Here is a 24,101-nt window from a genome sequence, read left to right as displayed (position 1 = left end):
GCGACAACACCCGCGTGGTCGACCTACCAGTTGGCTTCCCCCAACGGACTGGGAAGCCAGCGCGATCGATGCAATAAGTGGTGAGGGGTTTGCCGGGAAAAGCGACTGGGATTTAGTTTCAATCCTATACCGGCTCGAGGCCTATAACGGATTCGGCTATCGACGCCGAAATATTAAGACGCCTTATCTTTGGAGCTTCTCGAATCATTACAGTCGAGGCAAATACGTCAGCGACGGAAGTTATAACGCGAGCGCAGTTTCGAATCAATGCGGAGCTGCAGTAATACTTAAAGAGTTGAATGCGTTGGGTTATGTTGAAATCTAAAATTACGTGGAGATCTATCATGATCTTACGAATTTTGATGCTTTTTTTCCTTATCGGCACGAGTGGGCCTGGGGTTGCGATCGAGCCGCATCAGCTCGACAGAATGAAAAAGCTGAGACCAGAGGTATATGAGCAGCTGAAGATCATAATGTTTAGGGATATCGACACATATTCAAAACTTCATCATCACAATCGTTCCGATGAAATTCAATTCGACTATAAAATGAATGGTGGTGATTATTCTAGATGCGGCTTAGATTATTTTTTAAATGCTCTAGTAGAAAACGTAATATTTGACTGGAGGAAAACATACAAGGCACTACAAGGGCTGCTTCCAGGAGAGGAATATGTCACTCTATTGCGGGCAGTTACATTAAGATATAAAAAGAATTACTATATATCGATGATGAAGACATTTCATGATTTGGACAAAGAATCTTCAACTGTTCTTCTCATGTATGGCCAAGGGAGCAAACGTAGCTTAAATCGAACTCTCAGCGCTGAATGCGTCTGGCTATTCGACAAGAACGGACTCAAAGGGTACGACGGTTACGATATTGACGCGGGCAGCAACCATGCGGCTACTAACGAGGCTCTTCTGAGGCGCCTTTGGTTGGAGCTGAGGGTCGACGCGGTTGAGGCGTCGCGCCGCCCGGTTCCTAGAGTAGCCCGCGGCAACTGCGAAATCCCCTCGGCTGTCTCGGTGTCCCCGGTTGCCGATGCGGCAGTTACCGCAGGAATTTCCCAAGCCCTTTTGCGCGTTGCGGATCGGGTGCTTCCGGCCGCTGTGGCGGAAAAATTGAGTGAAATGCCAGTGGGAAGTAAGCTAATCGTGCTTCCTAAAGGATCCCTGCAGAAGGTTCCATTTGGCGCGTTGCCATTAAAAAGCGAATATATTATCGATAGATTTAACGTCGTCGTAGCTAGGTCTTTTAATGATGTTTATTATAGTATCTTCAAGAGTAACTTGGATTTGCAAAATAATCCAAAAGACCGTGACGATGATGCGAATCATAATGAGCGGCGTTATTTGCTCGTAGGAGATCCTGATCTATCCGGTGATCGTGAATTTTGCTGGCCGGCTTTGCCGTTTGCAATGACTGAAATTCATGACGCAGCCAAAACACTACACTCTGGTCCTGTGCTTTCTGGTCGGTCGGCGAATAGAAGAGAAGTGATCGCCCGATTGAGCTCAGGCGCACGAAAGCTCGAATATATTCACTTCGCTACCCACGGGATGGCTGACGATCAGGATCCCGCGGATAAGAGTTTCTTGGCGCTAGCGCAAGGTCATCTCACAGGCGCCGAGATGCGAAAGCTGAAGTTTAGGTTCGAGCGTGATCCTATCGTTGTCATGTCGGCATGCCACTCAGGAACGGGTAAAACGTTCGCCCAAGGCCTATTCGGACTGGTGGATTTCTGGCTGCGAATGGGGGCGTCTCAGGCTGTTGTCAGTCTTTGGGCCGTGAACGATCAAGGTACTTCGCGATTGATGCACTTCTTCGCAAAAGAATTAGCTACGCAGATAGGTAATTCTAACCGTCGACCCGACGCCTCTAAGGCTTTATCAGAGGCTATGCGGCAGATGAAGAAAGAAAATGCAAATCCAGCGATATGGGCGGCTTTTACGACTGTTAGTCGGTTCTAGAGAAGATCGGGAGATCGTCGCTGAAACATAATTCTGTAAAATGATTAGCCTATCGATGCTGTCTTATTTAGGCATTGGTTTCGGCTGGCGGCAGTGACGCCCGTCGCTACATCGGGCGCAACAACTTGAGCTATATGCCCCGCAACGGCGGCATGTTCACGCCGGCGTCGTCGAACTTGGCGAAGAGTTTTCGGATCGCTTCTACATTCCGAGTGCGGCTGTAGAGATTGCACATAGGGCCTCCGCCGTCAGCCTATCCTGCATAAAAGGCCCACTCGAACAAATCGCCCTGCGGGATCGGCGGCTTCGGGCGATGGTGGAACAGGAAGTAGTCGCCGCCATCGTCGGTATCACGGTCATAGGGGCCGCTGACCAGGCAATCGTAGTGCTCGGCCATGTCGATCAGCCAGGCAATGCCTGTCACCGGGCTGAAGTCATCTGCCGAGCAGCCGCCAACCCGATCGAGGGCGCGGGTTTCCTTGAGCGACTGGATTACCTCGTCGATCGCACGCGGGTTTACGAATTCGGAGCTGATGTAGGCGTTTGGATCGAAAGCCATGCTCGCCTCCTTCAGTGAGCGGTTGCCCCTCTGCCGATTACGGGAACCTCGTCGAGCCGGGTGGTATAGCGCGGCGAGCGCTGATCGAACTTCGTGATCCAGGCCTTGCGCTGGCGCTCGACACCGGCCGCCGCCGGAAACACGGCGCCGCGGCCGTGCTGGGCATTGCAGGCGTCCAGCGCCGCCATGAGCCTGCCGGACTTCTCTCGATCCAGCGAGCCGATCAGCGCGCGCTGCGAGAGCTCCAGCGGGACCAGGTCGGTGGTCATCAGCCCGGCCTTGGCATAGCGATAGCCCGGCTTCCATATCCGCCGAGCGCCCCATTGCGCGGCGCGGACCAGAACGAGTGTGTCGTTGCTGGCCTCGGGGAAATCTACTGTGGTCGAGACGGAGCGCGCCGGCCCGCCGTCGAATGGCGAGGTGTGGTAAAAGACCGTGAGATGATCGGTGGCCAGCCCGTGGTGACGAAGCTTCTCGCCGAGCCGCGTCGCATGAGAGGCCACCGCCTCCTGCATCATCTCCAGGTTGTCGACGCGGCCGGCGAAGGAGCGCGTTACGGCGCAGCCCTTCCGCGTCGGCGCGACCGCCTCAAGGTCGATGCATGCGTACCCTCGCAGCTCCTGAATGATCCGCTCGCCGACAACCGTCAGGGATTGGCGGGCGAGCTTCGGGTCGAGCGCGGCGACGTCGGCCGCCGTCTTGCAGCCGAAGGCCTTCAGCTTGGTCTGGCTAGCGGCGCCAATGCCCCACACGTCGGTGAGCGGCATTAGCCCGAGCCATTCCCGGCGCGCCTCCGCGTCGGTCAGGTCGCATACGCCGCCGAGTTGCGGGGTTGACTTGGCGATCTTGTTGGCGAGTTTTGCGAGCGTCTTCGTCGGCCCGATGCCGACGCAGGTCGGAACGCCGGTCCAGGTCGAGACCGTCGAGCGGAGATCCTTGCCCCAATCGACACGCCGTTCCGGCTCGATCGGCGTGGCGTCAAGGAAGCTTTCGTCGATCGAATAGACCTCGATATCTGAGGCGAACCGCTGGTAGACGGTGTTCATCCGTCGGCTCATGTCGCCATAGAGGGTGTAGTTCGACGAGAAGACGACCACGCCTTCACGCTTTACCAGGTCGCGGATCGTGAACATCGGCGCACCCATTCGAATGCCGAGCGCCTTCGCCTCGCTGGTGCGGGCCACCGCGCAGCCGTCATTGTTCGACAGGACGATCACAGGCCGGCGCTTCAGCTTCGGGTCGAACACGCGCTCGCACGAGCAGTAGAAGCTGTTGCCGTCGATCAAGGCAAAGCTCGCGGTCATCGCCGAAAGCGCCTCACGCTGTTGGTGATGACGCCGAAAATCTCGATATCGGCGTCGGGGCCGGGCTCGTACTCGGGATAGCGACGGTTGCCGAACGCGAGACATGATCGGCCCCCGACAAGGCGGAATATCTTCACGGAGCGCTCGCCGTTCACATCGACCACGACCGGATCGCCATCGCGCGGCCGCAGGCTACGATCGACCGTGATCAGGCTGCCGTCGAAGATCCCGGCGTCGATCGCGCTGTCGCCGGCAACTGTCATGATGAAGGTGGCCGGGGCGTTCTGGATCAGCGCTCGGGAAAGATCGATCGGCGCGTCCAGGTAGTCGTCCGCCGGGGACGGGAAGCCTGCGCGCACGGCCTTGCGAAAGACAGCAAGCAGCACCGGCGCTCCGATGGCGACGGGCCGCATCTCCATGCACGCGGCCATCACGGCTTTTGCTCCGCGGCTGGCCGGGCGCCTTGCGAGAACAGGCCGCGCAGATAGCCCCGCGAGACTGAACGATCGGCGTCGGCCAGAAGGACGATGAAATCGTGCGCCAGGGCTCGTAGAGCCGCGGCTTCCGAGCCGTGCTCCTCCATCAGCATGGACACGATGCCCGTGATTTCCGCGTCGAGCGTGGTGTCCTCGACCTGCTGGTCGGCTGGCTGCGCTGACATCTCTTGCGTCCTGAAAAATGAGAACGTAATGAGAACAAACGAGCCCCGAGGAGTCAAGCCATGGCCAGCGTCGAGACCTTCTTCCTGCAGCCCTTCAGGACCCATCGGAAGCGGCTTGTGCCCGGCCAGCGTGTGCTGGCGAAGACGAAGCATCACGCCTTGAACGAGGGCGAACGCTTGGGGAAAACCGCCGAGGGCGTCGCCGTCATCCACGTCACCGCCGACGATGAGACCGGGGAGGTCAGCGATCTCGCTGTGCTGGCGCGTCACGGCTCGATCCCCGAGGAATTCGAGGAGCAGATTCGGGCGCTATGACAATCAATTTGACGCTCCAGCGCACATATGACGACCACCCTCGGCCCGAAGACAACGACAAGTTCTGGTCGGTGGATTGCGATGGCTATTACATAGCCTCGTTAGTTCTCGTCCAAGGCCCTTCGGGCGAGGTGCCAGACTGGCAGTGGAACTTCCATCTCCATCCCGGCAGGCATGGGAATGGTGCGTCGCAGGCGACACCGCTCAGCGGGCGCGCTTCGAGCCGTGATGCCGCGCTCCCTGATATCCGCAAGGCTATGGAGCGCTATCTCGAATTTATCGGCCCGGAAGGTTGGGCTGCGCATGTCAACCGCATGGAATGGCTGAAGGAGCGCAAGGAGGCTACGCGACGTCGGGAGAATCGGGCATAGCCGCGCTCATGCCGTTCCCGCCCGACAACCCGCCGCACGTCTTCTCAATCCTCGCCGGCCGCGAGGTCTCGACATGGTCGGAAGAGTGGAAGCACGAATGCGAAGTGCGGATGCTGGCCGACCTGCCGCTCGCCAAGCGAAACGAAGTCTTCGACGAGCCCGGCAAAGGCATGAAGTTTAAGCGCGGCGACGCCGCGGTTGTGCAACTTCGCGCTGAGGTCGATCGCTACGCCCGGCTGAAGGCTAAGCCCTAGACCTCCCAGCGCCGGGAAACGAACCAGGCGACAGCAGCCACCGCCATCATCGCCGTCGCGACGACAACCGGGTCGTCCATCTCATCACTCCTGAGGGTCGGTAATGTAGAAGCCGAAAGCCGAAGCGCAGGCCAGAACCACGCTGATCTCAAGCAAGCCCATTGTTGCCTCCTCCTGACGATGGAGAAGCAACCTGCTGACGCCTGCCATTGTTCCGCCACGTGTGAGGCGAACTGCGGTGGATGTCTGGGATCAGGATCGCCGGGTCAAGGCCTTGATCGGGAGCTGCCGGTACATCCGCGGCTCGCTCTCCGATCAAAGGCAAATGAAGCGAGCTGGCCGGCTGGGGGAATAGCGCCGGCTCGCTTCGGATGGTCATCTTGGCAGAGGAACCATCGCTATCGGCGACGTGGTGCGGCGGCGATAGCGGGGCATAAACTGGCGACCATCGCTCCAGTTCCGTGGCTGCAAGAATTTCAGCTTCATTGCCACCAAACCCATGCCGCAGCGACTGCTATGGCCGGGATTGCCGCAACCAGGACGGCCAGAGTCATGAGCCGGGAAATCGACCGAGCCTGGCGCCGCGTGTCCGGCCTGCCATCATCATCCGTCATCGCAATTCCTCTTTGCGAGAAACTACGCGTGTCGCGGACTATCGGTTCATTTCGAAGATCGACATTTCGTCAGAATCCTCGCGCAAACCCTTGTACGACGCATGCCTGAGCTTGCCGTCGTCTGTCCACGCGCGGAAGGCGACCTCAGCCACCAGCTCCGGCTTAGTCCAGCGGTTGGCCTGGCGAGAGCCGGCGATCCTCACCGCTGATTTGGGAAGGAGGCGAGCGTCCATCTGCTTGCGCAGTTCTGCTCCACCCATTTCCGTAAATCCCGTTCCGACACTTCCAACATAGACGAGCTCGCTACCCTTGCGCGCTGCTAGCAGCAGCCTTGCAATCCCTCCCAGAGCGATCGCGGAGGGTTCATAACCAACGATCGCAAAGCTCTCCGATTGCACGCATTTGATCTTGAGCCAGTCGCCGCTCCTTCCAGAACGATAAGGCGCATCCCGTCTTTTCGCGATGACTCCCTCGAGCCCGAGCTCGCAGGCCTTCCGAAGGAACCGATCGCCCTCCGCGTCAATCTCCTCGCTGAAGCGGATCGAGCCATGCGGCGTGCGGCCGATCAATTGCTCCAGCATCTGGCGCCGCTCTTCCTGTTCCAGAATGCGCAGATCCTGACCGTCGAGATAAAGCAGGTCGAAAGCATACAGGGAGGCCTCGGCTGCAAAGCGCCTCCCGCCGCGACCGCCCAGCGCCTTCTGCAGAGCTCCGAAGTCCGAAGCGCCCCGCTCATCGAGCACGACCGCTTCGCCGTCGAGAATGGCGCTATCCAGCCCAAGCTCGCGTGCATCATGAGCGATGGTCGGAAAGCGCGCGGTCCAGTCGTGCCCGCCGCGGGTGAGTATGCGAACCCGGCTCCGCTCGATATGGACTGCGAGGCGGTAGCCGTCCCACTTCACCTCGAAGGCCCAATCATCGCCTGCAGGGGCCTTCTTCGCCAGAAGAGCCAGACAGGGCTCAACCCGGTCCGGCATGGAATCGGCAAAAAGGTCGCGCCGAGCCATTCTTCGCCGCGCCACCGGGCCCTTGACCAGATCAGCCGCAGGCCCGGCTCTGAGAACCCGACGCGCACACATTGAACGCAACTCCATAACGCAACGAGTCGCGAACGGGCGGCGAGAGGTTTCGTTCCGTTACCTAGGGTAGCAATGCCAGTGAGCAGACCGGCAGCGAAATGGAGAAGCTAGTGGTGAGTTGCTCGAGCGATTGCCATCTGCACGTCCGCCTCTGAAACACTCAAGAGCGCGGCTATCCGACATGCAAGCTCAGCTTCGCGCCTCCCCCATAACTGGTCGAAATCAAAGACCGTCACGCCGCACGCCACGCCTGAGTCGTAAGCGTAACGAACTAGCAACCCGTCCGGCGTCTCGTCACCGTAGGCCCGCTTCGGCGAGTCATGGACGTACAGAACGTCACTGCAATCGTCGTACTCGGCGGAAATCATTTCTTCCTATCCAACGTCGGTAACACGGCTGGATGAATTAAGGTTCCTGCGTCTTTCACATTGCCACTGAAGTAGCAGCTCGTCACGAAGGCGTGCCCCGGTTGGTTCGGAGCCGGCCTGATCGGAAGACGGAGATAACGCCCCGTTTGATCCTGCACCGAGGTGTTTACGAAAACGTAACTGCCGGGAACGGTGTTGCTCTCAAGGACGATCGCTGGGGCCGCGGCAGTAGCTTTGGCCTCCTCCAAAAGTCCCTCAACTTCGGGATGATTGCGAACGATCTTGTACAGCCACACATCCTCGTAGAGCGTGACCGTAAGGTCGGAAATTACTGAGCATTCAACCTGGAAAAGCGGCGTCCGCGCCAATCTAGCCCCCGGCCGCCTGAGCTTCTTTTTCCAACTGCTCAATGTGAGCATTCAACGCGTCACGTAGCTGAATGGTCGCTTGGTAGCTCAAAATAACCGAGTGTGTCCAGTCGAGCGCAATCGGAACGGGCGCACCCATCTTTGGCGGAGGAGCAGTCACCGGCCTCCCAAATGATAAGATAAATTCAAAAGGCGTTCGACCGACCCCAAAAACACTCGCGTAGTACTGTGTGAGAGGCCTCTCGAAGGCCGCTTCCTGCACGTCGACTGCTGTCGGGTCCAACTCATTGGCCATCGGTCACTCCAGTCTGAACCCCTGTTCAATTGACTGGAAATTCAGCGGCGTCAATCCCGCTACCTTAACTCGGGCGGCAGCGAACAGACCCGCCAGGAAGCTAAGAGCCCGCGAAAACCATAGGTTCGCCGCTTGGGAGGCGACGGGCCTCTGACTTCTGTCAGGACTAGGCGGTTCCGGCCATCGCCGGGAAAATGGCTTTGCCCTCCTGTTGGCTGCGGCCGGTACATCCGCGGCGACGCATCGACTGGAGAGCATGCAGGCATCCGAGGATGCCGCGCTGAGAACCAGATAGGGGCGCGTCTGGTTCCCTGCAAGACGGGGCAAGTACGCGCAGCCTTGCGGCGCTCAATTCTCCTCGTTTGTCTGCCGAGCAGCTTCTTCCCAATTCAGAATCTTCCGCATCTTCGACGCCCATTGAGCCGGATCCTCGGCCAGCTGCTTGGAGAGCAGGTGCTGCGCCACAGCGGGATCGACGTGGGCTCGAGCGACGAGCTTTAGCACCTCGCTATCGCGGCCGCTGAGCAGGCTTCCGAGCGCGACCTTGATGTTGCGGGCGGTGTTGCCGCCACGCAGGCCGCCCTGGGTCGTGCGCAGACCGAGCTCGAGCATCCGCATGAGAGAGCTGAGGTTGCTGGCCGTGGGCGAGCCAGCGGTGCCTTGGACGGTCGCGAGGAACTCCCTAGGCTCCAGCACCCGGCGAGCGCGCTGCAGCGCCTGCATGGCCTCTGGCTGGTCACCCCAGGCCGCGGCAAGGACGCGATCCAGATCGGGGTCCTTCTCGAGGCCGACGAGCCTCGCATAGGAGGGCGGCAGACCGCCGTCCTGCGTCGCCTGGCGATTTGTGTTCGTCACGCGGTCGGCAAGGTAGTCGGACAAGGCGCGGCGCACGCTATCGACGCCTCCAGGCACCTTCTCGATCCGCTTGACGAGGTCAGCCATCTGCGCCGGCGGGTTCTTGCTGCCGAGGATCGACTGGATACCCTTGCGGCCCGTGGCGCCCATGACGGTCGACAGCGCGCTGTCGGCGATCTCGGCCTCCGTGAGCTTGAGTCGGCCCTTGGCGCCCTCGATCGCCTGGGAGAAGCCGTCCTCGATCGACTGTCCGAGCCTCGCCTTTTCGAGCAGCTTTGCGAACTCGGCCTTGGTCTCCGGCGCATGCTCGATGACCGAGCCCCATTCGTCCATGAAGCGGCCAAGCCGTCGCGGATTGATCTTGTTGCCTTCGACAATCTTCGACGCGGCCAGGGAAAGAACGAAGTCGCGCCGGGCGTTCGCGATGGCGGCGGGGTCTGTCGCATCTGCCATGACGCGGTTGAGCGACTGCATGCCCTGAATGCCGCCGCGCTCCGGCTCCTTGATGAAGCGGCCGGCGGTCTGCTCTGGCGGCGTCGTGGTCCGGCCCGTCAGGTCACCCCGCTCTCGATACATGTCGCGGTGGAGCTCGACCACAGGGTCGCCGGCGCCCGGCGCACGATACCGGCGGGAGAACTCATCGCCCAGCGCCAAACCCTGCTTGAGCCGTTCCGCCTGTGGCGTGCCGGCATTCTCGGCGTAGCCGCGGAGCTCCTGGTTGATCGCCGCGCGGAGTGTGTCGACGGCTTCCTTCTGAGGAATCGCGGCCGTATTCCCGCCGCCGATCGACTTCTCGAGTGTGCTTGAGAGTTGCGCGAGCATCGGGCGCGCGTCGTTGAGCTCCGCCAGCGACATGTCCGGGCTGCCTACGGTCTCCCGGGTGACGATCGGGGAACCATCCGCGCCGAGGATCGGGCTAGTCTTGCTCACCTCATGCGGTCGCCGGTCAGCGAGCTCGTCAGCAACAGGGAGGCGCTTGCGGAGGGATTCCGGCAGTGTCACGCCGGCTTGGCGCGCGCGATCCGCGGCGTCGAAGATAGGAGTCGCGTTGATGCGCGCAGCGCCATCCGGGTCGATCGTCCGACTGTTGAGCGCCTCGGCGCGCTCTGCGCGCAGCCGGGCCATATCGCCAGTGATCTCGCGATCGAGCGCTTGAGAGGCTTCGACGCGGCGCGTTGCTGACCCGTCCGCAAGGGAACGCGCCTCGGCCTCTCGCTGGCTGGAGATGGATTCCAGACCGCTCTCTGCCTTCGAAAGCTCAGAACGCGCCGGTACGCGAAGGTTGGCGGCGACTTCGGCAGCCGCGTGTGGGTAGAGGTTCGGGTCGGCCCCTTCGGGGCCCATGCTGCGGACCTGCTCGCCGGCGAAGGTGTTGACGGCGCGATCGCGCTCGAAAATCGGGTTGGTCTCCGGGCTCGACGTGTTGCGGATCCCGCGCTCCACACGCGCCAGCCCCGTGTTCTCTGCGATCTGGCCGGTTGTCGGGACGGGAGCGCCCATGCCGCGGAATTCGGCTACATGCTCACCAATCGTGTCGGCAGCCCGGCGAGCCGCATCGGCTCCGCCGGCCTGCTCCTGCAAGTATCGCGATGCATCAGTTGCCGTGCCGCGGCTCACATAGCTGCCGTCCGGGTTGAACGTCACTCCGCGCTCCGGTCGCCCGGCGGTCGCCCAGGCGAACGTTGCCTTCGGGCCGACGCTCACCGCATCGGCCAGGCTGGCGCCGCCCACGCCGCCGATCAGACCGGCGATGAGGGAGCTGACCGGGCCGCGGGCATCCTCGGGCAGAACCTCGTCAGCGGTAGCCAAGCCGGCGCCAACGCCTGTGCCGGCAGCAGCGTCTCGCGCCAGGGTTGGCGCTGCAGTCTCTCGGGCGTAGGGCTGTAGCACCTCGTCGAACATCCGCGGCGTTTCCGAAGGTGCGCGGGTCGTCGCGATCTGGCGAAGGCCGAGCCCTTGAGCCAGGCCGCCGGTGCCAAAGCGCGCCATCTGATAGAGCGCCTTCTCGCGAGGGCCGAGTTTGTCGTAGTCGACCGGCTCGATTCCCAGTGCCCCCGCCAGCTTCGCAGTTTTGTTGGCAATCCAGTCACTGCCGCCGGTTGGCTCGGTGATGTAGCCGAATGGAAGCTCTTTAGGCTTTCCGGTCGCGGCTCCCGCCACCCACGACGGGATGTTCAGGGCAGCTCGCGCAGCATTGTTCAGGCCTGTTGCCAAGTCGACCGGGAGGCCGAGAATATCGGCGCCGACGCCTCGGGCGATGCCCTGGGCTGCGACCTCGAGGGAAGGGCCGCCGCGGTCGTCAGCGAATGTCGTGCGGCTGCCTGCAGCCGGGAGGCCCATTGCTTTGCGCTGCGCATCTTCCCGAGCGGCCTCAGAAGCCCGCTCATCGGCCACACGCCAGAACGGATCGGACGCGCGAACCTCCGGCGAGGGCGCCGGGGCAATGTTCGGCGGCTGGTGAGCTGCTAGCGGCGCCGACGGTGTAGAAGGCGATGAGGGGCTTGCCTGCTGCAAGGAGCCAGGCGTCGCAGGTGTGGTCGCCGCAGGGGCTGAGAAGAATTCGTCGATCGCTTCATTCAGCGCACTTTCGTCTGGCGCCTCAAACATGTACCGCGCGCCGTCCGGGCCGGTGACCTCCCAGCGGCCCATCAATGAGCACTCCCGCCAGGAGCGCGGCGTGACACGCATCCCCTATGACGGAGGGAAGGCAGAGCATTGCCGTTCGAAGAAGTGGGGATCGTAGTCACGGGGTCCATCCATCAGATCAGACCCGGCGCGGCGAAACCGGCTAAAACGCCCACTAAGCACATCATACCAAGAATGCGTTCCTAGGGGAAGCTCCCTACTAGGAAGGAAAGCTATTTTGAGCGTCGCCGCCGAGCTGCTGGCAGGCAAGAAAATCACTAAATGTATCAAGATTAGAATAAAGTATTGTCTGCAACATGCTGCTTATTACACAATAATAATTGTGTATTAACTGCAGTATTTGGCCCATGTTCGGCAAGCCAACAAATGGAGGCCGAAATGGCACGCAAGAGAGGCAATTCGATCCGCTTTTTCTATCGCCGGGGTCTTTTGCATGCATCCTGGTACGCTCCCGCCCTCAAGAGGGTCTGTACCATCAGCCTGAGGACGTCAGACCCCACGGCAGCCTATGCGATGCTCCAGGTTAAGAAGGTGGAGCTCGGCATACGTGACGAGATGGCCAAAGAATTTGAGAAACCCTTGCCGCCGATGCGGCCGGAAGGCCCGCTGTCAGTTCGCCAAGCACTGGTCGACTACTACCAGGAGCATGTTCTGGGGAGCGGCAAGGTCGCTGATAAAGTGCGGCAGGAGCAGGCTATAACCCACTTAACCGCGGGGTTTCACAGCATGCTTCTGAAGGACGTCGATATTCCTGCCTGTCGAGCATATCGCGATGCGCGACGCTCGGGACGCCTCGGCGGGCGCAGCAGGTACTCCAGTGAGCGTCGGCGAGCCTGCGATGCCACAATCCGCCGAGAGCTCGTTGTCTTAAGAGCGGCCGCAAATCACGCATTGCGATGGAAGAGAATCTCGCCGAACGAAATGCCAACTTTCGAGCTGCCGTCGGGGGCTCGGCGTCAGGTGGAGCAGCGATTCTTCACCCAAAACCAGGTCGCTACGTTGTTCTTCGAGGCGCAAGATGCGTTCACGCGAGACATGATACTGCTCTGCTACTACCTAGGCGCGCGCTACAAGGCGGTGTTGAACCTTCTTGCGTCGCAAGTTCACCTGGACCGAGAAGTGCCTTTCATTGAGCTGAGCGCGCCGGGTGATCTCGCGACAAAGAAGGCCAAGCCCAAGGTTCCGATCTTTCCGCAGATCCGAGGGGTCATCGTGCGTCGCTTGGCGGCGGCGCTGCAGAATGGCGGCCGGCTGTTCGGCGAGACGCGGGACTTCTATGCTGCGCTCACGAAGCTCTGCGCCCGCCTGGGGTTTTCTCCAGGCAACCCGCATGCTTTGCGCCACTCACGGGCAACGCACCTGATGATGGCCGGCGTCAACCCGTACAAGGTCGCCGGGCTGCTGGGCGACACGGTCTCTACGATCGAGCGCGTTTACGGGCACCACAGCCCGGAATTCTTCCCCGGCGAGGACTACGAGCCCCCGAGATTTCCAAAAAACTGAAAATTTGGCGAGGCCCCTCCGGGCTTGGTTGAGACGAAGCGCCGCCCCCCGCCCGGGGGGTGGGTTTGCGTCTGATGAGATGGCCCTAGGGGGCGGCTGGCGCCGAGAAGCGTACACCGACGCCTTTGGTATCTTCCGGCAAGAGCTCGACTCCAGCGGCCTCGAGCGCCTTGCGTAGCTTGGCGATCGTCTCTCCGGGCAACTGGCGCCGACTCTTCTCAAAGTCGACCACGGTTGAGAGGCCGACATCTGCGCCCGCAGCGAGGTCCGGCTGGGTCATGTTGAGCAGCGCGCGGGCGGCTCGGCATTGGCTTGGTGTCATTTCAACATTTTCTGTTGACAGGATCATGGGTCGAGATTATCAACATAAACTGTTGATTGCAACTCTGGGAAACAGCCATGACCAAGCACTTTGACGTCACCGCTCTCCACGCCACCGTTGTTCCTGTCTCCTCGAATTCGGAGGTTTATGAGCGTGTAGTCCTGCTCCAGGCGTTCGCCGATGCCGTTTCGAACCCTGGCGAGATCGTCAACGGCCCGCATAGCCTAGCGCTTGCCGAACAGGCTGCTTTGATCGAAGGCATCATTTCGGCGCCGGCGCGCGACGCGGCCGACGCCGCGGCAAAGGTCCGCATTCTGCTCGAGCACGTCATGCCCGCTACCTGGCGCGGCGCCGATGAGGATCTCGATTGGGATACCGCGATGGCACGGCGCCTGCTGCTTTCGCTGGCCGGGCTGGATCCGATGGCCGATCCGATCAAATAGGCTGTCGAATCGCAGCCCCAAGCGACGAAGAGCCGGCTCATGCAGCCGGCTTTTTCATGTTTGATCGGCGAGCGGCGACGGGGGCAGCCGTTGCCAATATGTTGCCGGCCGTGGCGATGGCGGCTTCTCCGCTATCGCGTTGTCCGGATTATCATCGCAATTTCAATGGGTTGGATGGTGGGCGATACAGGGATCGAACCTGTGACCCCTCCCGTGTGAAGGGAGTGCTCTACCGCTGAGCTAATCGCCCGGACCCGGCCTCTCCTAGTCGGCGCGCCTCATGCCGTCAAGGACGTCCGGGGAGGAGATTTGAACACGCGGTCGACCGCGCCGGCCAACTCGTCGAAATGCTGGATGATGAAATCCGGTTCCAGCGTCTCGATCGGCACGTCGGTATAGCCGAAGGGCACGCAGATCGAGGGAATGCCCGCAGCGCGCGCGGTCGCGATGTCCGTACGGGAATCGCCGATCATCACGGCCCGCGCCGGATCGGCCTTCGCCGCCGCGATCGTCAGGGTGAGATGGCGCGGATCCGGCTTGAAATAGGGGAAGCTGTCGCGCCCGGCGACGGCCGCGAAGCGGCCGGCGATACCGAAATGATCGAGGATCAGCTTCGTGTGCAGGATCGGCTTGTTGGTGCAGACCGCGAGCGCATAGCCTTGCCCGGCCAGCACATCGAGAGCGCCGAGCACGCCGTCATAGAGATGGCTGCTCCCCGCCGTATCCTGCGCATAGATCTCCATGAATTCCAGGAAGAGCCGCTCCAGCGTTTCCGGATCGAGCGGCTGGCCGGAGACCTTGAAGCCGCGCTCGATCAGGACGCGCACGCCCGCGCCGACGAGTTCGCGCGCCCGTTCAAGCGGCAGGGCTGCCAGCCCTTCGCGCACGAGGATCAGGTTGAGGACCCGCATGATGTCCGGCGCGGTCTCGGCGAGGGTTCCGTCGAGATCGAAGACGACGATCGGGGGCAGACTCATGGTCGGGACCTTCGGGATGATTCGGCCGGGCGAGATTCGGTTAAAGGTCGTTGCGGCCGGGCTGGCAAGTCCCGTGCGCGCACCTCCCCAAATTTGCCGTGTGAGATGGTATCGTGCGCGCGATTCGTCGCGCGGCCGGCGGCAGGGAAGATCATCATGTCGAATTTCATCGGAAGACGGGCTGGAATCGCAGGGCTGCTGCTGGCGATGGCGGGTGCGGTGCCGGCCTTGGCCGGGCCGTTCGAATTCGCGCCTGCGCCGCAGACCGACCTCAACCGCGTCTACCGGATCGACAAGGCGACCGGCGAGGTCGGCGCCTGCCAGTTCCAGTTGAAAGAGGGCGGCGTCGGCCTCACCGTCTGCTTCCCGTCGGGCGAAGGAGCGGGTCCGCAGGCGCCCAGCGATTACGGCCTGATGCCGTCGCGTCACGAGAAGGAAGGCGGCATCTTTCGCGTCAATATCCGCACCGGCGAGATGAGCATCTGCTACGTCTTCGACGACAAGACGGTGTGCACGCCCCAGACGAAATGACGCCGGGAGGCCTCCGCGTGCTGGACTCGCCGGCTTCGGCGAGGCAGGAGAGCGGCGTCGTCCGGCCTGGGCGGCAGGCGTTTTCCACAACCTGAGCCGGACGAATCTCATGAATGCCGACGACCTGAAGAAGCAGGCTGCCGCCCGCGCGCTCGAACTCGTGCGGCCGGGCATGCGGTTGGGCCTCGGCACCGGCTCCACCGCGAAGCATTTCGTTGATCTGCTCGGCGCCAAGGTCGCGGAAGGCTTCGAGGTGCTCTGCGTCTCGACTTCCGAGGCGACCCAGGCCCAGGCGGTTTCGCTGGGCATTCCGATGTCGACACTCGATGAGACGCCGGAACTCGACCTCACCGTCGACGGTGCCGACGAGGTCGATCCGCAACTGCGCCTGATCAAGGGCGGTGGCGCTGCACTGCTGCGCGAGAAGATCGTCGCGGCGGCTTCCGCCCGCATGATCGTGATCGCCGATGACGGCAAGCTGGTCCAGACGCTCGGCCGCTTCCCGCTGCCGATCGAGGTCGTGCCTTTCGGGCTTGAGGCGACGCGCCGGGCCGTGGCTGCGGCCATCGCCGCTTCCGGCTCTGAGGGCAGGCTCTCGCTGCGCCAGAAGCCGGACGGCACGACGCTGGTCACAGATGGCGGTCATTACATTCTCGATGCCCATCTCGGTACGATCGAGCGGCCGGAATTGCTGGCGCAGGCGCTGAACATCGTGCCTGGCGTCGTCGAGCATGGCCTGTTCATCGGATTGGCCACCGGCGCCATCCTGGCGGGAGCCGATGGCCTCAAGCTCATCGGCAGGATCGAATGATTCCATTCCGGCGCAAGACACGCTAAGGAACGCGCCACAATGACCGATCCGCCATGGCCCCCGGCCAGCGGCTCGCTGACAAAGGGGTTTCAACGCATGATCCGTCGTTCTCTCGTCCGGGCCGCCCTTGGTCTGGCGCTCGTCTGCGCCGCTCCCGCCTTCGCCCAGGCGCCGGCGCTGACGCAGAGCCATCTCCAGGTGGCGCGCGAAGTCGCGGACGCGACCGGCATCACGTCTGGCATCACGAATATCTATAACGAGTTCGAGAAGAGCGTGCAGGAGCTCATCGCGACCCGCCCGGAGATGAAGAAGGATACCGACGCCGTCGTCGCTGCGCTGAAGCCGGAGGCCGACAAGCGCGCCGAGGAGATGACCCGGACGGCCACCGAGGTCTTCGCCCGGAAGATGACGGAGGCTGATCTCAAGGAGATCGCCGCTTTCTTCAAGTCCCCGGTCGGCCAGCGCTACAACACGCTGCGGCGCGAGGCGATGGACGACCTGCTGAACGTTCTTCAGCCCTGGTCCGTCCAGACCAGCCAATATCTGTTCGATCGGTTCTCGCAGGAAATGCGCAAGCGCGGCCACACCTTCTGAGCTGACGCGCCACCTGAGCCTCAGGCTATCAAAAAGGGCCGGCGAGCATTCGCCGGCCCTTTTTTGTTGCTTTTGCGTCGGCTGCGCTCAATTGACCGGGCCGCGCCCTCCGATGTCCTCCATCAGCGGGTCGCTGAGCGCGGTGCCGGTCTTGCGGTTGACGATGACCGTGACCACCCAGAGCAGCACGCCGATGCCGATCAGGACGCCGGCGATCGTGTACTGGACCGAAGCACGCCCGGTCCATGGCCCGGCCAGGAAGGCGCAGGAGAGCGCGCCGATGATCGGCAGGAAGGTCGGCGTGCGGAAATGCGCGTGGTCGACCGTGTCCTTGCGCAGCACCAGCACGGCGATGTTGACCACGGTGAAGACGCAAAGCAGCAACAGCGCGGTCGTGCCGCCGAGCGCCGGCACCTCGCCGACGAATGTGATCAGCGCGAAGGCGAGCAGGCTGGTGAAGCCGATCGCGACATAGGGCGTGCGCCGTGTCGCATGGACCTTGCCGAGGATGGGCGGCAGCACATGCTCGCGGCTCATGCCGTAGACCAGCCGGCTCGCCATCAGCATGTTGATCAGCGCGCTGTTGGCGACCGCGAACATGGTGATGAAGCCGAAGATCCAGATCGGGAAGTTCGGCGCGCCGGCCTGCACCACCTTGAGCAGCGGCGTCTCGCCTTCGCCGAGCTGTTCCGGCGGCACCAGCGTGATCGCCGAGATCGAGACCAGCACATAGATCACGCCGGTGATGAACAGGCCGATGAGCAGGATCTTCGGAAAGATGCGGCTCGGATCCTTGGTCTCCTCGGCCATGTTGACCGAATCCTCGAAGCCGACCATGGCGAAGAAGGCCAGCGTCGTCGCCGCAATGACCGGCCAGAACACGCCGCCATCAGCCGTCGTCTTGAACTGCATGACGCGCGAGACGTCGCCCTGTCCGGCCGCGATCGCCATCATGCCGATGGTGATGATGATCAGGAGGCCGGTAAGCTCGACGCAGGTCAGCACCACATTGGCCTTCACGCTCTCGCCGACGCCGCGCAGGTTCACGATGGCGACGATCGCCATGAAGCCGAGCCCGATCAGCGTGATGCCGATCCCGCCTGACAAGCCCAGCCCGAAGGCGTTGGACATGTTGGCGGCGAAGGCGCGCGAGGCGGTCGAGGCCGAGGTGATGCCCGAGCACATCACCGCGAAGGCGACGATGAAGGTGATGAAATGCACGCCGAAGGCCTTGTGCGTGTAAAGTGCGGCGCCGGCGGCCTGCGGGTATTTCGTGACGAGTTCGAGATAGCTGAACGCCGTCACCATCGCGACGGCGAAGGCGACGAGGAAGGGCAGCCAGACGACGCCGCCGACCTGGTTCGCGACCTGGCCGGTCAGCGCGTAGATGCCCGTGCCCAGGATGTCTCCAACGATGAAGAGAAGCAGCAGCCATGGCCCCATGACACGGTGCAGGCTGGGTTCTGCGGCGGCTGGCTGACCGGTGCCGGCCTGCGCGCCAAGCGTGGTATCGCTCATCGATAGTCTCCCTCTGCCGCGGCATCGCTGCCGATGCCGGCCCTGGGACAACACAGTTCCGCCGCAATTGTTCACCGGCTGGCCTGCCCTGTCCACCATCCTGCCGTGCTCTGGCGTCATGTCGAAACCGACGTTATGGCCGGGCGGCTGAACTGAAACGGCGGAGCCGGCGACATGACCCGTGATCTCGTTCTGGTGACCGGAGGCTCCGGCTTCCTGGCGGGGCATTGCATCCTGTCGCTGCTCGCGGCGGGCTATGATGTCCGCGCGACGCTGCGCGATCGGGCACGCGAGGGCGCTCTCAGGGACGCCCTGCGCGGAGCCGGAATCGAGGCTGGTGACCGGCTGCAGGTCGTCGTCGCCGATCTGATGCGTGACGAGGGCTGGGATCAGGCGGCGACCGGCTGCGCCTATGTCCTCCACGTCGCGTCACCGCTCGCAGCGGCGGCGCCGAAGGACGAGGACGAATTGATCCGCCCGGCGCGGGAGGGCACGCTGCGCGTCCTGCGCGCCGCACATCGGTCCGGGGTTAGGCGCGTCGTGCTGACCTCCTCCTTCGCGGCCATCGGCTATGGCCGGGTGGTGAAGCGCCCCTATGACGAGCGTGACTGGACGAACGCGGCAGCGCCGGAGCTTGCCGCCTATCCGAAATCCAAGACCTTGGCCGAGCGGGCCGCCTGGGATTTCGTTGATGGCGAAGGGCAGGGGCTGGAGCTTGCGGTGGTCAATCCGGTCGGCATCTTCGGCCCTTTGCTGGGGCCGGATCTCTCGGCCTCGATCCTGCTGGTCAAGACCATGCTGGACGGCAGGCTCTGGGCGGTGCCGCGCCTGATGTTCGGTGTCGTCGATGTGCGCGATGTCGCCGAGCTGCACCTGCGCGCCATGACCGATGCGGCGGCGGCCGGCGAGCGCTTCCTGGCGACGGGCGGTGACTTCATGACGATGCAGGCGATCGCCCAGGCGCTGAAGGACGGCCTTGGCGCGAATGCGGAGCGGGTCTCGACCCGCGTGCTGCCGGACTGGCTGGTGCGTTTCGCCGCGCGCTTCAGCGCGACCGCGCGTCAGGCGGCGACGCCGGAGCTCGGCCGCAGCAAGACGGCGACGAGCGCGAAGGCGCAAGCCATGCTGGGCTGGCAGCCGCGCCCGGCGTCTGAGGCTCTCGTCGCGACGGGCGAGAGCCTCATCCAGCTCGGGCTGGTCAGTCCTCGGCAGCCTTGAACTTGTTCAGCCCCTTCATCGCGAAGGGCGCGACCAGCGCGATGAAGGCGATGCCGAGCAGCGTCGCCGAGATCGGGTTCTCCAGCAGGATCATCGGATCGCCCAGGCTGATCTGCAGCGCGCGGCGCAATTGCTGCTCTGCCATCGGCCCCAGGATCAGGCCCACGACCATCGGCGCGACCGGATAGTCGTAGCGGCGCATCAGGTAGCCCATGAAGCCGAAGATGAAGAGCATGCCGAGCTCGACCGGCGAGCTATTGACCGCGAGCGTGCCCATCGTCGCGAAGACGAGGATGCCGGCATAGAGCCAGGGCTGCGGGATCGCCAGCAAGCGGACCCAAACCCCGATCAGCGGCAGGTTCAGGATCACCAGCATGACGTTGGCGATGAACAGCGAAGCGATCAGGCCCCAGACGAGGTCAGGCTTCTCGGCGAAGAGCAGCGGGCCGGGATTGAGCCCGTATTGCTGGAAGCCGGCGAGCATGATCGCCGCCGTCGCCGAGGTCGGCAGGCCAAGCGTCAGCAGCGGCACCAGCGTGCCGGCGGCCGAGGCGTTGTTCGCCGCTTCCGGTCCGGCGACGCCCTCGATCGCGCCCTTGCCGAACTCTTCCGGGTATTTGCAGAGCTTGCGCTCGGTCGAGTAGCTCAGGAAGGTCGGGACTTCCGCGCCGCCGGCGGGCAGGGCGCCGATCGGGAAGCCAAAGGCGGTGCCGCGCAGCCAGGGCGCCCAGGAGCGCTTCCAGTCCTGCTTGGTCATCCATAGCGAGCCCTTGATCGGAATGATCTCCTCGGGATCGCGGGCGCGCTTGGAGGCGACATAGAAGGCCTCGCCCACCGCGAACAGGCCGACGGCGAGCGTGGTGACCTCGATGCCGTTGAGAAGCTCAGGCACGCCGAAGGTCAGGCGTGCCTGGCCGGTCAGCTTGTCGATGCCGACGAGGCCGAGCGCGATGCCAAGGAACAGGCTGGTGAGGCCGCGCAAAGGCGAGTCGCCGAAGGTTGCGGAGACCGTGACGAAGGCGACGATCATCAGCGCGAAATAGTCCCAGGGGCCGAATTTCACCGCGATCTGGACCAGCCAGGGCGCGAGGAAAGCAAGCCCGATCGTCGCAATCAGGCCGGCGACGAAGGAGCCGATCGCCGCGGTCGCGAGAGCCGGGCCGCCACGGCCGGCCTTGGCCATCTTGGAGCCTTCGAGCGCGGTCGCTAGTGAGGCGCTTTCGCCGGGCGCATTGAGCAGGATCGCGGTGGTCGAGCCACCATACATGCCGCCATAGTAGATGCCGGCGAACATGATGAGCGAGCCGGCCGGATCGAGCTTGAAGGTTACCGGCAGCAATAGCGCGACGGTCAGCGCCGGGCCGATGCCCGGCAGCACGCCGACGGCGGTGCCGAGGAACACGCCGATCAGGCAGAACATCAGCTTGGAGGGCTCGAGCGCGACGCCGAAGCCTTGGACGAGGGAGAGCAGGGTATCCATGGTCGGGCTCTCCTCAGAGGAACAGGCGCTCGAGCGGACCCGACGGCAGGATCAGCGTCAGGAGCTTGGCGAAGACGAGGTAGATGATGAGGCCGAGCACGAAGCCGATCGCGGCATCGACAGCCAGGGCCCGGCGGCCCATGCCACGGGCGGTGCAGGCGAAGACCACGGCGATGGCGATGATGAAGCCGCCGCCGAGCCCGATGCAGGCGATCAGGAAGATCAGCCCGCCGGCGATCCAGAGCAGGGCAGGGTTGTCGGCTTCGTCGGGCTGCGGCAGTCCCTCGCGGAACGCGACGACAAAATGGGAAAGACCGAGGATGACGAGGCCTGCCGCCACGACATAGGGCATCGCGGTCGGGCCGACGCCGTAGGTCGACGTGATGGTCTGCTGCGAGGCGTCATAGCCGACGAGGACGGCGACGATCAGCAGCAGGATGCCTACCACCAGGGCCGGCTTGTTGGCACCGTGCGTGCGCGTGTCGTTGGTCATGGCGTTCCCGCGATCGTGTCCGGCGCTTTTTGGGGCGCTTCTGACGGTTGGAAAAGGGGCCGGTTTCCCGGCCCCCGCAGATTGTAGCGTTTCGGCTGGCTTACTTCACCAGGCCGACTTCGGTCATGACCTTGGAGACGCGCTCGATCTCCGCCTTCAGGAAGGTGTCGAAGGCGGCGCCAGCGAGGAAGGAATCATCCCAGCCGCGAGCCTTGAGGATTTCCTGCCACTCCTTCGACTTGACCATCTTCTCGACCGTGTCGATCAGGGCCTTGGTCTGCTCGGCCGAGAGGCCGGGAGGGGCGACGACCGAGCGCCAATTCAGGAGCTCGAGATCGATGCCCTGTTCCTTCAGCGTGGGCGCATCCGGGGCGTTCTCGAGGCGCTTCGACGAGGAGACGGCAAGCACGCGCAGCTTGCCGGCCTTGATCTGGCCTTCGAACTCGCCATAGCCGGAGACGCCGGCCGTGACGCGCCCGCCGAGCATGGCAGCCAGTGCCTCGCCGCCGCCCGAGAACGGGATGTAGTTGATCTTCTTGGCATCGGCGCCGACGGCCTGCGCGAACAGCGCGGCGAGGATGTGGTCCGTGCCGCCGGCCGAGCCGCCGGCCCAGGTCACCTTGGCCGGATCGGCCTTGAGGCGCTCGGCCAGGTCCTTGGCGGTCTTGAGCGGCGATTCCGTCGGGACGACGATGACCTCGGCCTCGGCGGTGAGGCGCGCGATCGGCGTGACCTGGGTCAGGTTGACCGGCGACTTGTTGAGCAGAATGGCGCCGACCATGACGAAGCCGTTGACCATCAGCTGGTGGCCGTCGCCCTTGGCGCCGATCAGCTGCGCAAGGCCGATGGTGCCGCCCGCGCCGGTGACGTTGTTGACCTGCACGCTCTTGACGATGCCGGCAGCCGTCAGCGCCTGCTGCATCGAACGGGCCGTGCCGTCCCAGCCGCCGCCGGGCGCGGCGGGAGCCATGATCTTCAGCTCGTTGAGCTGCGCGAAGGCGGCTGTGGACAGGGCAGCCAGTGCCACTGCCGTCAGGGCCGTGCGCTTCAGGATGGATGTCAGCATGAATTCCTCCGCTTGCGGGCTTTGGCCCACGGGTTTCTTGGGCGGTCCGCCTGTGGCACCTTGCCGCGCCGGTCGTCAATTGCGCCTGATTGCATAATCGGAAGTCAAGAATTTTCGACGACAGGCCGCTTTCGCCGCATCTTCTATATCTTTGGTTCTACGACTCGCTCGAATGTTCCAGTCCGCCACTGGCCGCATCCGGCATGATCGCGTAAGCGCAGGTTCATGAGCCACCAGACCTCTTCCGGCGCCTCGCCTTTTGAGCCGATTCTGCCCCGGCGTCTCGCCCGTCTCGGCACAGGCCTGTTGATCGCATTGCCACTGGGCATGTGGGTTGCCAATCGCTCGGCGCCGCTTTTCCTCGGGCTGGCTGCCCTGAGCTTCCTTGCCTCGGCCGTCGCGGCGGAGGGCTGGGCGCCGCTTCTGCAGCGCTTGCGAAACGGTATCGGCACGCCGATCGGGCTGGCGCTTGGCGGTTTCCTGCTCTGGTCGCTGATCTCTATCGCCTGGAGCCATCGCATCGGAGCGAGCATGTCGATGTGGGGCGAGCTGGCCCTGCCGCTGGCCAGCGGCTTCGTCATCGCCGCGAGCGGCCGCCTCCAGCCGGGGCGATCGGAAAGTCGGGCCCTGGCGCTCGCGATAGCGCTTGCCGCGGTGTTTATGATGGCCGAGCTCGCGACGGGGCTCTCCGCGCGCATCGCGCTCGATATCGGCAAGCAGGTTACCTACATCTTCAACCGCCCGGTCCTGGTCTGCCTCGTCCTGCTGCCGGCGGCGGTTGCGGGGCTGTCGCTTCGTCGGAAAAGTGGCGCGCTGGACTGGCTGCTGGCGGCGGTCTGCGTCGTCGTCGTGGCGATGATCTCCTTCGATTCCGAGAGCGGTGCGGCCGGGCTCGGCTTCCTCATTCTCGCGCTGACCTGGCTGGCAGCCCGGCTGTTGCCGCGCCTCATGCTCGTGCTGGTCGCGCTCGGCTTTTTCGCGACGATGGCTGTCGCGCCGGTGATCGGGCGCCTCGGCGACGAGGCGTTGCCGCAATCCCTGCATGAGCGGCTCGCCAACTCCCATTCGCGCGACCGGGTCGATATCTGGCTGAGCTTCGGTGAGGCGATCCGGGCGCGGCCCCTGCTGGGCTCCGGCTTCGGCACTTCGCCCACACTGGATCGGCATCCTGTGGCGCTTGAAGTTTCGCCGCCGCGCCGCCAATTGCTCGCGGTCGGTCATCCGCACAGCGCGCCGGTCCAGGCTTGGGTCGAGACGGGCGTCGTCGGTGCTGTGTTGCTGACGCTGGCCGGACTCATGCTGCTGTGGCGCTTGAGGAACCTGCCGGCACGTGACCTCGCGCCGCGTCTGGCGCTGGCCGCCAGCGCCTTCGGCGTCGCGACGGTGGCGCATGGGGCCTGGCAGGGATGGTGGATCGCCGCGCTGGCGCTGGCGTCCATCTGGTTATTGTACGGCTTGCCGTCCGCCGACAAGGACGGTTGAG

At 63.3% G+C, this 24,101-nt stretch carries 25 protein-coding genes and 1 tRNA gene; 11 read left to right on the top strand and 15 right to left on the bottom strand.

Annotated features, from left to right (window positions below; all coding sequences use genetic code 11):
* The first annotated feature begins 344 nt into the window (after positions 1-344).
* Complete coding sequence (locus tag AC3WMA_RS03065) at positions 345-1,973, top strand: CHAT domain-containing protein (protein WP_492283928.1); 1,629 nt, start codon at positions 345-347, stop codon at positions 1,971-1,973.
* Positions 1,974-2,226: 253 nt separating this feature from the next.
* Here the strand turns inward: AC3WMA_RS03065 and AC3WMA_RS03060 are convergent, their stop codons facing one another.
* Genes AC3WMA_RS03060 through AC3WMA_RS03045 form a run of 4 tightly spaced genes read right to left on the bottom strand, consistent with a single transcriptional unit; the run spans position 2,227 to position 4,497 of the window.
* Complete coding sequence (locus AC3WMA_RS03060) at positions 2,227-2,532, bottom strand: hypothetical protein (RefSeq protein ID WP_492283927.1); 306 nt, start codon at positions 2,530-2,532, stop codon at positions 2,227-2,229.
* 11 nt (positions 2,533-2,543) lie between these two features.
* Positions 2,544-3,836, bottom strand: a complete 1,293-nt coding sequence (locus AC3WMA_RS03055) for a Y-family DNA polymerase (protein ID WP_492284732.1) — start codon at positions 3,834-3,836, stop codon at positions 2,544-2,546.
* Positions 3,833-4,267, bottom strand: a complete 435-nt coding sequence (locus tag AC3WMA_RS03050) for a LexA family protein (RefSeq protein WP_492283926.1) — start codon at positions 4,265-4,267, stop codon at positions 3,833-3,835. Before AC3WMA_RS03050 ends, AC3WMA_RS03055 begins: the two co-directional genes overlap by 4 nt.
* Positions 4,267-4,497, bottom strand: a complete 231-nt coding sequence (locus AC3WMA_RS03045) for a hypothetical protein (protein WP_492283925.1) — start codon at positions 4,495-4,497, stop codon at positions 4,267-4,269. The genes AC3WMA_RS03050 and AC3WMA_RS03045 overlap by 1 nt, the downstream gene beginning before the upstream one ends.
* 60 nt (positions 4,498-4,557) lie before the next feature.
* Between AC3WMA_RS03045 and AC3WMA_RS03040 the strand changes: the two genes are divergently transcribed.
* The 3 genes from AC3WMA_RS03040 to AC3WMA_RS03030 are packed head-to-tail and all read left to right on the top strand — an operon-like array spanning position 4,558 to position 5,437.
* The gene (locus tag AC3WMA_RS03040) at positions 4,558-4,812 is read left to right on the top strand and encodes a hypothetical protein (RefSeq protein WP_492283924.1); all 255 of its coding nucleotides are present in this window, start codon (positions 4,558-4,560) and stop codon (positions 4,810-4,812) included.
* Positions 4,809-5,183, top strand: a complete 375-nt coding sequence (locus AC3WMA_RS03035; protein WP_492283923.1) for a hypothetical protein — start codon at positions 4,809-4,811, stop codon at positions 5,181-5,183. Before AC3WMA_RS03040 ends, AC3WMA_RS03035 begins: the two co-directional genes overlap by 4 nt.
* 8 nt (positions 5,184-5,191) lie before the next feature.
* Positions 5,192-5,437 (top strand): DUF7696 family protein, encoded by a 246-nt coding sequence (locus AC3WMA_RS03030; protein ID WP_492283922.1) that lies wholly within the window; start codon positions 5,192-5,194, stop codon positions 5,435-5,437.
* A gap of 652 nt (positions 5,438-6,089) precedes the next feature.
* Here the strand turns inward: AC3WMA_RS03030 and ligD are convergent.
* From ligD to AC3WMA_RS03010, 4 genes are all read right to left on the bottom strand, one after another.
* Positions 6,090-7,130 (bottom strand): non-homologous end-joining DNA ligase, encoded by a 1,041-nt coding sequence (gene ligD / locus AC3WMA_RS03025; protein WP_492283921.1) that lies wholly within the window; start codon positions 7,128-7,130, stop codon positions 6,090-6,092.
* A gap of 364 nt (positions 7,131-7,494) precedes the next feature.
* On the bottom strand, positions 7,495-7,917 hold the full coding sequence (locus AC3WMA_RS03020) for a hypothetical protein (RefSeq protein ID WP_492284763.1): 423 nt from the start codon (positions 7,915-7,917) through the stop codon (positions 7,495-7,497).
* On the bottom strand, positions 7,868-8,161 hold the full coding sequence (locus AC3WMA_RS03015) for a DUF3467 domain-containing protein (RefSeq protein ID WP_492283920.1): 294 nt from the start codon (positions 8,159-8,161) through the stop codon (positions 7,868-7,870). Before AC3WMA_RS03015 ends, AC3WMA_RS03020 begins: the two co-directional genes overlap by 50 nt.
* 348 nt (positions 8,162-8,509) lie before the next feature.
* Positions 8,510-11,665 (bottom strand): hypothetical protein, encoded by a 3,156-nt coding sequence (locus AC3WMA_RS03010; protein WP_492283919.1) that lies wholly within the window; start codon positions 11,663-11,665, stop codon positions 8,510-8,512.
* 375 nt (positions 11,666-12,040) lie between these two features.
* Between AC3WMA_RS03010 and AC3WMA_RS03005 the strand changes: the two genes are divergently transcribed.
* On the top strand, positions 12,041-13,165 hold the full coding sequence (locus AC3WMA_RS03005) for a tyrosine-type recombinase/integrase (protein WP_492283918.1): 1,125 nt from the start codon (positions 12,041-12,043) through the stop codon (positions 13,163-13,165).
* A gap of 85 nt (positions 13,166-13,250) precedes the next feature.
* On the opposite strand, the gene AC3WMA_RS03000 is transcribed toward AC3WMA_RS03005, so the two are convergent.
* A complete protein-coding gene (locus AC3WMA_RS03000) occupies positions 13,251-13,514 on the bottom strand; it encodes a helix-turn-helix domain-containing protein (protein ID WP_492283917.1) in 264 nt (87 codons plus the stop codon).
* Positions 13,515-13,564: 50 nt separating this feature from the next.
* Here AC3WMA_RS03000 and AC3WMA_RS02995 point away from each other — a divergent pair, with 50 nt between their 5' ends.
* Positions 13,565-13,930, top strand: a complete 366-nt coding sequence (locus AC3WMA_RS02995) for a hypothetical protein (protein ID WP_492283916.1) — start codon at positions 13,565-13,567, stop codon at positions 13,928-13,930.
* A gap of 175 nt (positions 13,931-14,105) precedes the next feature.
* On the opposite strand, the gene AC3WMA_RS02990 is transcribed toward AC3WMA_RS02995, so the two are convergent.
* Positions 14,106-14,180, bottom strand: a tRNA-Val gene (locus AC3WMA_RS02990).
* 28 nt (positions 14,181-14,208) lie between these two features.
* Entirely contained in the window at positions 14,209-14,907 is a 699-nt protein-coding gene (locus AC3WMA_RS02985) for an HAD family hydrolase (protein WP_492283915.1), read from the bottom strand.
* A gap of 156 nt (positions 14,908-15,063) precedes the next feature.
* On the opposite strand from AC3WMA_RS02985, the gene AC3WMA_RS02980 reads away from it, so the two are divergent.
* From AC3WMA_RS02980 to AC3WMA_RS02970, 3 genes are all read left to right on the top strand, one after another.
* Positions 15,064-15,438, top strand: coding sequence for a hypothetical protein (locus AC3WMA_RS02980; protein ID WP_492283914.1), 375 nt, complete (start codon positions 15,064-15,066; stop codon positions 15,436-15,438).
* A 109-nt stretch (positions 15,439-15,547) separates the two neighbouring features.
* Positions 15,548-16,249, top strand: a complete 702-nt coding sequence (gene rpiA, locus AC3WMA_RS02975) for a ribose-5-phosphate isomerase RpiA (protein ID WP_492283913.1) — start codon at positions 15,548-15,550, stop codon at positions 16,247-16,249.
* 96 nt (positions 16,250-16,345) lie between these two features.
* Positions 16,346-16,843, top strand: a complete 498-nt coding sequence (locus tag AC3WMA_RS02970; RefSeq protein WP_492283912.1) for a DUF2059 domain-containing protein — start codon at positions 16,346-16,348, stop codon at positions 16,841-16,843.
* Positions 16,844-16,930: 87 nt separating this feature from the next.
* On the opposite strand, the gene AC3WMA_RS02965 is transcribed toward AC3WMA_RS02970, so the two are convergent.
* Positions 16,931-18,361 carry an APC family permease gene (locus AC3WMA_RS02965; RefSeq protein ID WP_492283911.1) on the bottom strand — a complete coding sequence of 477 codons (1,431 nt, stop codon included), beginning with the start codon at positions 18,359-18,361 and terminating at the stop codon, positions 16,931-16,933.
* A 174-nt stretch (positions 18,362-18,535) separates the two neighbouring features.
* Between AC3WMA_RS02965 and AC3WMA_RS02960 the strand changes: the two genes are divergently transcribed.
* Positions 18,536-19,579: an SDR family oxidoreductase gene (locus AC3WMA_RS02960; protein WP_492283910.1), complete on the top strand. Its 1,044-nt coding sequence runs from the start codon at positions 18,536-18,538 to the stop codon at positions 19,577-19,579.
* Here AC3WMA_RS02960 and AC3WMA_RS02955 read toward each other — a convergent pair.
* The 3 genes from AC3WMA_RS02955 to AC3WMA_RS02945 form a co-directional block, all read right to left on the bottom strand.
* Positions 19,560-21,059, bottom strand: a complete 1,500-nt coding sequence (locus AC3WMA_RS02955) for a tripartite tricarboxylate transporter permease (protein WP_492283909.1) — start codon at positions 21,057-21,059, stop codon at positions 19,560-19,562. The two genes, AC3WMA_RS02960 and AC3WMA_RS02955, sit on opposite strands and share 20 nt — an antisense overlap.
* 13 nt (positions 21,060-21,072) lie before the next feature.
* Positions 21,073-21,552, bottom strand: a complete 480-nt coding sequence (locus AC3WMA_RS02950; RefSeq protein WP_492283908.1) for a tripartite tricarboxylate transporter TctB family protein — start codon at positions 21,550-21,552, stop codon at positions 21,073-21,075.
* A gap of 100 nt (positions 21,553-21,652) precedes the next feature.
* Positions 21,653-22,618 (bottom strand): Bug family tripartite tricarboxylate transporter substrate binding protein, encoded by a 966-nt coding sequence (locus tag AC3WMA_RS02945; protein ID WP_492283907.1) that lies wholly within the window; start codon positions 22,616-22,618, stop codon positions 21,653-21,655.
* Between the two features lie 225 nt (positions 22,619-22,843).
* Between AC3WMA_RS02945 and AC3WMA_RS02940 the strand changes: the two genes are divergently transcribed.
* Positions 22,844-24,100 carry an O-antigen ligase family protein gene (locus AC3WMA_RS02940; RefSeq protein WP_492283906.1) on the top strand — a complete coding sequence of 419 codons (1,257 nt, stop codon included), beginning with the start codon at positions 22,844-22,846 and terminating at the stop codon, positions 24,098-24,100.
* The last annotated feature ends 1 nt before the right edge of the window (position 24,101 follow it).

Source organism: Allobosea sp. FW305-C-101, from assembly GCF_058783685.1.
The sequence above is the reverse complement of the archived record's forward strand: the minus strand, read 5'-3'. Positions and strand labels throughout refer to the sequence as shown.

Bases quoted from the DNA above. Each gene is read 5' to 3' on its own strand.
- AC3WMA_RS02955 (WP_492283909.1), bottom strand. From the start codon at position 21,059: ATGGATACCCTGCTCTCCCTCGTCCAAGGCTTCGGCGTCGCGCTCGAG.
- AC3WMA_RS03015 (WP_492283920.1), bottom strand. From the start codon at position 8,161: ATGGCCAATGAGTTGGACCCGACAGCAGTCGACGTGCAGGAAGCGGCC.
- AC3WMA_RS02970 (WP_492283912.1), top strand. From the start codon at position 16,346: ATGATCCGTCGTTCTCTCGTCCGGGCCGCCCTTGGTCTGGCGCTCGTC.
- AC3WMA_RS03010 (WP_492283919.1), bottom strand. From the start codon at position 11,665: ATGGGCCGCTGGGAGGTCACCGGCCCGGACGGCGCGCGGTACATGTTT.
- AC3WMA_RS03050 (WP_492283926.1), bottom strand. From the start codon at position 4,267: ATGGCCGCGTGCATGGAGATGCGGCCCGTCGCCATCGGAGCGCCGGTG.
- AC3WMA_RS03020 (WP_492284763.1), bottom strand. From the start codon at position 7,917: ATGCTCACATTGAGCAGTTGGAAAAAGAAGCTCAGGCGGCCGGGGGCT.
- ligD (WP_492283921.1), bottom strand. From the start codon at position 7,130: ATGTGTGCGCGTCGGGTTCTCAGAGCCGGGCCTGCGGCTGATCTGGTC.
- AC3WMA_RS03045 (WP_492283925.1), bottom strand. From the start codon at position 4,497: ATGTCAGCGCAGCCAGCCGACCAGCAGGTCGAGGACACCACGCTCGAC.
- rpiA (WP_492283913.1), top strand. From the start codon at position 15,548: ATGAATGCCGACGACCTGAAGAAGCAGGCTGCCGCCCGCGCGCTCGAA.
- AC3WMA_RS03060 (WP_492283927.1), bottom strand. From the start codon at position 2,532: ATGGCTTTCGATCCAAACGCCTACATCAGCTCCGAATTCGTAAACCCG.
- AC3WMA_RS03035 (WP_492283923.1), top strand. From the start codon at position 4,809: ATGACAATCAATTTGACGCTCCAGCGCACATATGACGACCACCCTCGG.
- AC3WMA_RS03030 (WP_492283922.1), top strand. From the start codon at position 5,192: ATGCCGTTCCCGCCCGACAACCCGCCGCACGTCTTCTCAATCCTCGCC.
- AC3WMA_RS03040 (WP_492283924.1), top strand. From the start codon at position 4,558: ATGGCCAGCGTCGAGACCTTCTTCCTGCAGCCCTTCAGGACCCATCGG.
- AC3WMA_RS02985 (WP_492283915.1), bottom strand. From the start codon at position 14,907: ATGAGTCTGCCCCCGATCGTCGTCTTCGATCTCGACGGAACCCTCGCC.
- AC3WMA_RS02940 (WP_492283906.1), top strand. From the start codon at position 22,844: ATGAGCCACCAGACCTCTTCCGGCGCCTCGCCTTTTGAGCCGATTCTG.
- AC3WMA_RS02960 (WP_492283910.1), top strand. From the start codon at position 18,536: ATGACCCGTGATCTCGTTCTGGTGACCGGAGGCTCCGGCTTCCTGGCG.
- AC3WMA_RS02980 (WP_492283914.1), top strand. From the start codon at position 15,064: ATGTCGAATTTCATCGGAAGACGGGCTGGAATCGCAGGGCTGCTGCTG.
- AC3WMA_RS02965 (WP_492283911.1), bottom strand. From the start codon at position 18,361: ATGAGCGATACCACGCTTGGCGCGCAGGCCGGCACCGGTCAGCCAGCC.
- AC3WMA_RS03000 (WP_492283917.1), bottom strand. From the start codon at position 13,514: ATGATCCTGTCAACAGAAAATGTTGAAATGACACCAAGCCAATGCCGA.
- AC3WMA_RS03005 (WP_492283918.1), top strand. From the start codon at position 12,041: ATGGCACGCAAGAGAGGCAATTCGATCCGCTTTTTCTATCGCCGGGGT.
- AC3WMA_RS02945 (WP_492283907.1), bottom strand. From the start codon at position 22,618: ATGCTGACATCCATCCTGAAGCGCACGGCCCTGACGGCAGTGGCACTG.
- AC3WMA_RS02950 (WP_492283908.1), bottom strand. From the start codon at position 21,552: ATGACCAACGACACGCGCACGCACGGTGCCAACAAGCCGGCCCTGGTG.
- AC3WMA_RS03065 (WP_492283928.1), top strand. From the start codon at position 345: ATGATCTTACGAATTTTGATGCTTTTTTTCCTTATCGGCACGAGTGGG.
- AC3WMA_RS02995 (WP_492283916.1), top strand. From the start codon at position 13,565: ATGACCAAGCACTTTGACGTCACCGCTCTCCACGCCACCGTTGTTCCT.
- AC3WMA_RS03055 (WP_492284732.1), bottom strand. From the start codon at position 3,836: ATGACCGCGAGCTTTGCCTTGATCGACGGCAACAGCTTCTACTGCTCG.